Annotated in this window: 6 protein-coding genes; 3 read left to right on the plus strand and 3 right to left on the minus strand. The window is 69.8% G+C overall.

All coding sequences use genetic code 11. The features are described from left to right. From zwf to glk, 3 genes are all read left to right on the plus strand, one after another. On the plus strand, nt 1–951 hold a 951-nt coding region (zwf, locus tag H0W40_RS19550), incomplete at its 5' end, for a glucose-6-phosphate dehydrogenase (protein ID WP_292449549.1). A 25-nt stretch (nt 952–976) separates the two neighbouring features. Continuing rightward, a complete protein-coding gene (gene pgl / locus H0W40_RS19555) occupies nt 977–1,714 on the plus strand; it encodes a 6-phosphogluconolactonase (RefSeq protein ID WP_292449551.1) in 738 nt (245 codons plus the stop codon). Nucleotides 1,715–1,795: 81 nt separating this feature from the next. Beyond that, entirely contained in the window at nt 1,796–2,815 is a 1,020-nt protein-coding gene (gene glk / locus H0W40_RS19560) for a glucokinase (protein ID WP_292449553.1), read from the plus strand. Nucleotides 2,816–2,902: 87 nt separating this feature from the next. Here the strand turns inward: glk and H0W40_RS19565 are convergent, their stop codons facing one another. From H0W40_RS19565 to H0W40_RS19575, 3 genes are all read right to left on the minus strand, one after another. Continuing rightward, nucleotides 2,903–3,376, minus strand: coding sequence for a hypothetical protein (locus tag H0W40_RS19565; RefSeq protein ID WP_292449555.1), 474 nt, complete (start codon nt 3,374–3,376; stop codon nt 2,903–2,905). 55 nt (nt 3,377–3,431) lie between these two features. Continuing rightward, entirely contained in the window at nt 3,432–3,617 is a 186-nt protein-coding gene (locus tag H0W40_RS19570) for a hypothetical protein (RefSeq protein ID WP_292449557.1), read from the minus strand. Nucleotides 3,618–3,722: 105 nt separating this feature from the next. After that, on the minus strand, nt 3,723–4,013 hold the full coding sequence (locus tag H0W40_RS19575) for a hypothetical protein (protein ID WP_292449559.1): 291 nt from the start codon (nt 4,011–4,013) through the stop codon (nt 3,723–3,725). Nucleotides 4,014–4,098 lie beyond the last annotated feature (85 nt).

Raw genomic sequence — 4,098 nt, forward strand, 5'->3', positions numbered from 1 at the left:
ACCTACCGCATCGATCACTACCTCGGCAAGGAGATGGTGCAAAACCTCATGGCGCTGCGCTTCGGCAACACGCTGCTCGAGCCGCTGTGGTCGCGCTCCTACATCCACGACGTGCAGATCACCATCGCCGAGGAGCTCGGCGTGGGCACGCGCGGCGAGTTCTACGACAACACCGGCGCGCTGCGCGACATGGTGCAGAACCACGTGCTGCAGTGCCTGTGCATCGTGGCGATGGAGCCGCCCGCTTCGATCAATGCAGATTCGGTGCGCGACGCCAAGCTGCAGGTTCTGCGCTCGCTGCGGCCCTACCTGGAAGGCGATCTGCCCCACAAGACCGTGCGCGGTCAGTACCGCTCCGGCGCCATCGAAGGCGCGCCGGTGACCGGCTACCTCAAGGAAGACGGCATCTCACCGACCAGCCAGACCGAGACCTTCGTCGCGCTCAAGGCCGAGATCGACAACTGGCGCTGGGCCGGCGTGCCTTTCTACCTGCGCACCGGCAAGCGCATGCAGGAGCGGCTGGCCGAGATCGTCATCAACTTCCGGCCGGTGCCGCATTCCATCTTCGAATCGGCCAGCGGCACGCCCCACAACCAGCTGATCATTCGCCTGCAGCCCGACGACGGCCTGGGGCTGGAGATCAACACCAAGACCCCGGGCGACAGCATGCGGCTGTCGCCCAAGCTGCTGAACCTGGCGCTGCGCGACACGCGCGAGGCGCGCCGGCTCGATGCCTATGAACGCCTGCTGATGGACGTGGTGCGCGGGCGCCTCGCGCTGTTCGTGCGACGCGACGAACTCGAAGCGGCCTGGGCCTGGATCGAACCCATCCGCGAGGGCTGGGACCGCAGCGGCGAAGCCCCGAAGGGCTACACCTCGGGCACCTGGGGGCCGGCCGCGTCGAGCGCGCTGGTCGGGCGCTTCGGCTGTGCGTGGCACGAAGAAGACTGAGTCGAACGAAGGAGGACGTCTGGACATGGAAGACCGCAACGACGCACCGCTACCGGGCACGATCGCCCTGCGGGTTCTCGATTCGCCAGAGGCTTTCGCGCAGGCGGTCACGGCGGCCGTGAGCGAGGCCGTGACGACGGCAGTGCGCGAACGCGGCACTGCCTCGCTGGTCGTCACCGGCGGCAGCTCGCCGCGCCTGTACTACCCGCTCATCGCCGCACTCGACCTGCCGTGGTCGCGCGTGCACATCACGCTGTCCGACGAGCGCCAGGTTCCCGCCGACCATCCCGAGAGCAACGAACGTCTGGTGCGCGAGCTGCTGTTGCAGGACCGCGCCGCTGCCGCGCACTTCACGCCGCTCTATTGCGGCGAAGACAACGCACAGGCCAGCGTGGCCGGCGCCACGCAACGCCTGGAGAAGCTGCCGCGGCCTTTCGATCTGGTGCTGCTCGGCCTGGGCAACGACAGCCACCTGGCCTCGCTCTTTCCTGGCGCGCTCGGCGTCGAAGCCGCGTTCGATCCACATTCGAACGCGCTGGCCTGCACGATGACCCCGCCGCCCGGCATGAGGCCGGCGCTGCCGCGCGTGTCGCTGACGCTCGCCGCGCTGCTCGATAGCCGCCGCATCGTCATTGCCGCGCAAGGCGTCGAGAAGCGCGACGCCTTCGAGCGCGCTGCGCGCGGCGACTGGCCGCTGCCCTCGCCGCTGCGGGCGCTGGCCGAGCACGCGAGCCAGCCGGTCGATTTCTTCTGGTGTCGTTGAGATGACCTTTCTTCATCAACTGCGCAGGGTTCGGCGATCGCCCGCATCGTGCCGACGAACAACGCCCAGCCGAGCACTGAGATGACAAGCGCCTCACCGCAATACCCCTGGCTCGTGGCCGACATCGGCGGCACGCATGCGCGTTTCGCGCTGGTGCGCGGCGAGGACGGCATACCGACCGACATGCGCTCCTTCAAGTGCCGCGACTTCGCATCGCCGCAGACCGCCGCGCTGGCCTACCTGTCGCAGGTCGCCGCGCCGGGCGCGCCCGCCCCCGCGCCACGGCGCGTGGCGCTCGCCCTGGCCACGCCGATCGATGGCGACAGCGTGTGCATGACCAACAGCGACTGGTGCGTGTCGCGCGCCGACATGGCGCGCGCGCTCGGCGCCGACGAGGTGCTGTTGCTCAACGACTTCGAGGCCCTGGCCCTGGCGCTGCCGCAACTGGCTGCCGCACCGGACGAGACTGCCGTGCAGTGGATGACCGCGGCACGCCCCGACCGTTCGCTGCCGATGGCCGTGATCGGCCCCGGCACCGGCCTGGGCGTCGCCGGCTGCGTGCCGGCGGGACGCGACTGGATCGCGCTGGCGGCCGAGGGCGGCCACGTCACGGCCGCCGCGGCCGATGATTTCGAAGGCCAGTTGCTGCGCGTCATTCGCATCGACCACCCGCACGTTTCAGCCGAACGCATGCTCTCGGGCAGCGGCCTGCCGCTGCTGCACCGCGCGGTGTGCATCGTGCGCGGCACGCCCTGCGACGAAGACCTCGAGCCCGCCGACATCACGCGGCGCGCATTCGACGAAGGCGACAAGGATTGCCTCGCGACCCTCGACAGCTTTTGCGCCATGCTGGGCGGCTTTGCCGGCAACGTGGCGCTCACCCTGGGTGCGCGAGGGGGTCTGTTCGTGGCCGGGGGCGTCGCGCAAAAGCTCGGCACCTATCTGGCGCGGTCGCGCTTTCGGGAGCGCTTCGAGGCCAAAGGCCGGTTCGAGTCCTACCTCGCAACCATCGCGACCGGCATCGTCATTGCGCCCCACCCGGCGCTGCACGGCGCAGTCCGGCATCTGGCGCAAGCTGCGCCGGTCGATACCGATCGCTGAAGTTCGGCGGCGTGTTTCGAGGCTGGCGGCCGAAGCGGCCGGAGCAGAGATGACGCGAGCCGCAGCGCAGCACGGCGCGTGCGCGCTTCACTGGGCTCTGTACTGCACGCCGGCACGTCGGCGGCATTCGCTCTGGGCCTGCGCACCGGCCAGCGCATTGCAACGCGTCAGCGTCTCGGCGCGTGGCTCGTCGGCGGAGCGCTGCACAGGCGGAGGTGCAGGTACGGCGGGCACCGGCGCGGCCGGGCGGTTCAGGGGGATCGTGATCTGCGGCGTGCCGCGCTGTTGAGGAGCCACCGGTCCCGTCTGCGTGGGCGGCTGGCCGGGCAGCACCGGCGCAGGCCTGACGCTCGGCACCGGGTCCAGCGGGCGCACCGTCTGCGTCGGCGGAACCGGCCTGACGGGGGGTTGGACGGCGGACGGGCCGGACGGCGCCGGCGTGCCCATCTGCGCATGCGCGGTGCCCGACAAACTCAAGCCGGTGAAGGTCGAGATGCTGGCGAAGGCGAAGAGCACCCCCGCGGCTACGCTCGCAGCGAAGACAGGGTGGCGTCGCTTCATCGAAGGTTCCTCGCAAAAAGCGTGCAGCGCGGCATGCGCCGTGCGTGCCGCACGTTCAAATCCGGGGATTTTCGGGCGTGTCGACGTCGGGCTTGCCGTCGTCGGCGAGGTCCTTGTTGGGCTTGATGGCGGGCGAGCCGGCACCCGGCTTGTCGGTCACCTTGTCTTCGACCGTGTCGAGCTTCTCGTCGACTTGCCGGGTCGTGTGGCGGGAGGGTTCGATGTGCGCGTCGTGCTGCATGGCGGTATTCCTCGTGCGGCGAACTTCGCCGACGAACCCATGCTGCGGCCGGCACGGGTGTGCGACCGTTCGGTGGCGCACGCCGGCGCCTCCCGCGCCGCGCCCTCAGACGACGGCGGCCAGCAGCGCCTCGATGGTGGTGGTGGTCATGACCGCATGGTCGGCGATCTGCTCGGGCTTGCGCGCCACCACGATGAGCGGGTAGGTGCCGGAGACGATCCCGCGGTAGGCCACCTCCAGCGCCACCACGTCGGGCGCCAAGCCCTCGAAAGCGGCGACCAGCGCCAGCATGGCCGAAGAAAAGCCGACGTCGGCGTATAGCCCCTCGCCTTGCTGGCTCACCCTGTACTCGTAGGTCGAAGCTTCGACCGGCTCGATATCAATGCGAACGATCATCCAAGGCTCCCGGGGGTGATAGCCGCATTGTCCGCCTCGCCGGCCGGGTCTCGGCGTCGTTTGCACACGCTTCATGCGTCGGCGA

The sequence above is a fragment of the Methylibium sp. genome, from assembly GCF_013817345.1.
Classification (GTDB): domain Bacteria; phylum Pseudomonadota; class Gammaproteobacteria; order Burkholderiales; family Burkholderiaceae_C; genus Methylibium.

Excerpts from the sequence above, each read along its gene's own strand:
- pgl (WP_292449551.1), top strand. The coding sequence starts at position 977 with ATGGAAGACCGCAACGACGCACCGCTACCGGGCACGATCGCCCTGCGG.
- glk (WP_292449553.1), top strand. The coding sequence starts at position 1,796 with ATGACAAGCGCCTCACCGCAATACCCCTGGCTCGTGGCCGACATCGGC.
- H0W40_RS19565 (WP_292449555.1), bottom strand. The coding sequence starts at position 3,376 with ATGAAGCGACGCCACCCTGTCTTCGCTGCGAGCGTAGCCGCGGGGGTG.
- H0W40_RS19570 (WP_292449557.1), bottom strand. The coding sequence starts at position 3,617 with ATGCAGCACGACGCGCACATCGAACCCTCCCGCCACACGACCCGGCAA.
- H0W40_RS19575 (WP_292449559.1), bottom strand. The coding sequence starts at position 4,013 with ATGATCGTTCGCATTGATATCGAGCCGGTCGAAGCTTCGACCTACGAG.